The sequence below is a fragment of the Streptomyces sp. NPDC090077 genome, from assembly GCF_044747545.1.
GTDB lineage: Bacteria > Actinomycetota > Actinomycetes > Streptomycetales > Streptomycetaceae > Streptomyces.
Genome location: NZ_JBIVEG010000070.1, coordinates 1 through 1,984, shown reverse-complemented (window position 1 = coordinate 1,984; position 1,984 = coordinate 1). Strand labels below are relative to the sequence as shown.

The following is a 1,984-nucleotide window of genomic DNA, read 5'->3' as shown; positions in this document are numbered from 1 at the left end:
TGCCGGCCGGCTCCCTGTCGGACGTGCGGCGGCCACCCGCTGTGCCAGTTCCGCCGGCGTCGAAGCCTCGAAGACGTCACGGATCCCGACCTCGATGCCGAGTTCTCCCCGTACACGGCTGATCAGACGGGTCGCGAGCAGGGAGTGACCGCCGAGGCCGAAGAAGTCGTCGTCGACGCCGATGACGGGTGCGTCGAGGATCTCGGCGAAGACCCGGCACAAACACTCCTCGACGGCGTTGCGCGGTGGGCGCCCCGGGGCGTCGGCTGCCCGCGCGGGCGTGGGCAGGGAGCGCCGGTCCAGCTTGCCGTTCGGGGCGAGCGGGAAGGCTTCCATGACGACGAACGCGGTGGGAATCATGTACGCGGGGAGAAGGGCCCGGGTGTGTTCGCGCAGTGCCTCGACGTGGAGTCCGTGGACGGTGTCGGCCGGAATGACGTAGGCCACGAGTTCCTTCGTGCCCGGCCGGTCCTCGCGGACGGTGACCAATGTCTGGCCCACGTCGGGATGGCGGTCGATGACGGCGGCTATCTCGGCCGGTTCGATCCGGAAGCCACGGATCTTGACCTGGTCGTCCGCCCTCCCGACGAATTCAAGCTGTCCGTCACGGTTCCAGCGGGCGATGTCCCCGGTGCGGTACATGCGGTCCCCGGCCGGGCCGAAGGGGTTCGCAACGAACCGTTCCGCCGTGAGGTCCGGGCGCCTGAGGTAGCCGCGGGCCAGTCCCGCGCCGGCCAGGTACAGCTCTCCCGCCACACCCGGCGGTACCAGCCGCAGCCCCGCGTCCAGGACGTAGGCGCGGGTGTTGGCCATCGGCCTGCCGATTGGTGCGGTACCGGCGGCGTTGCCGTCGTCGTACCAGGCGGTGGCGTAGACGGTGCATTCGGTGGGCCCGTAGATGTTGGCGATCCTGGCCTCTGGGAGTGCCGTGCGCAGATCCTTCACGACTTGAGGCGGCACCGCTTCGCCGCACAGTGCCACGTCACCGGCATGCAGTTCCACCGGGCCGCCCGCGAGAACCGCGGCGAACACGGACGGCACGCCGCTGATGAGGGTTCCCGACCAGCCGCCCCGCTGGATGACTTCCAGCAGATCCCGCACGATCTCGACGGTTCCGCCCAAAGTGAGCGGGACGAGCCACTCGAAGACCGACACGTCAAAGTTGAGGGACGTGGACAGGAGCGTGCGGGACATTCGCTCCGGTCCGTAGTCACGCGCGGCCCATGAACAGAAGTCGACGACGTTGCCCTGGGTGACGACCACGCCCTTGGGGCGGCCGGTCGACCCGGAGGTGTGGAGGACGTACGCGGCGTTGTGCGACCCCAGGGGCCGGGTGCGATCCCGGTCCGACAGGTTCGTCGAGGGAAGGGGCCTCCCGTACACGTGCTCCAGCAGAACCCGCACGGTGTCGCCGGCAGGCAGGGCGTGCTCGACGTCTCCGGTGGTGAGGACACAGGCCGGCGCTGCGTCACGGAGGATGAAGGCGATGCGCTCGGCCGGGTAGTTCAAGTCGATCGGCTGGTAGGCGGCGCCGACCTTGAGCACGGCGAGGGCGGCCGTGAGCAGTGCGGGCGACCTGGGGAGGGCAAGGGCGACGAAGTCCTCGGGTCCTGTTCCGTGGGTGCGGAGGTGGTGGGCGAGTCGGTTGGCCTGTTCGTTGAGCTGTTCGTAGGTGAGGCACTGGTCGTGGTGGCGGACGGCGATGGCGTGGGGGGTGCGGGCGGCTTGTGCCTCGAAAAGTTCGGGGATGGTGCTGTGAGTGGGGGGTGGGGTGGTGGTGTCGTTGAGGGTCGTGAGTTGTCGGCGTTCGTGGAGGGTGAGGATGTCGGTGTGTCCGATGGGAAGTTCGGGGTGGGTGGTGAGTGTGGTGAGGAGGTGGTGGAGGCGGTGGGCGAGGAGGTGGGCTGTGGGTTGGTCGAAGAGGTCGGTGGCGTATTCGATGACGCCGGTGAGTCCGGCTGGTGCTCCGTGGGCGTCGTGCCGT

Annotated in this window: 1 protein-coding gene; it reads right to left on the bottom strand. The window is 69.1% G+C overall.

The features are described 5' to 3' along the window. Positions 1–1,984: amino acid adenylation domain-containing protein (locus ACIPW5_RS39855; protein WP_401256420.1), on the bottom strand; the 1,984-nt coding region annotated here is incomplete at both ends.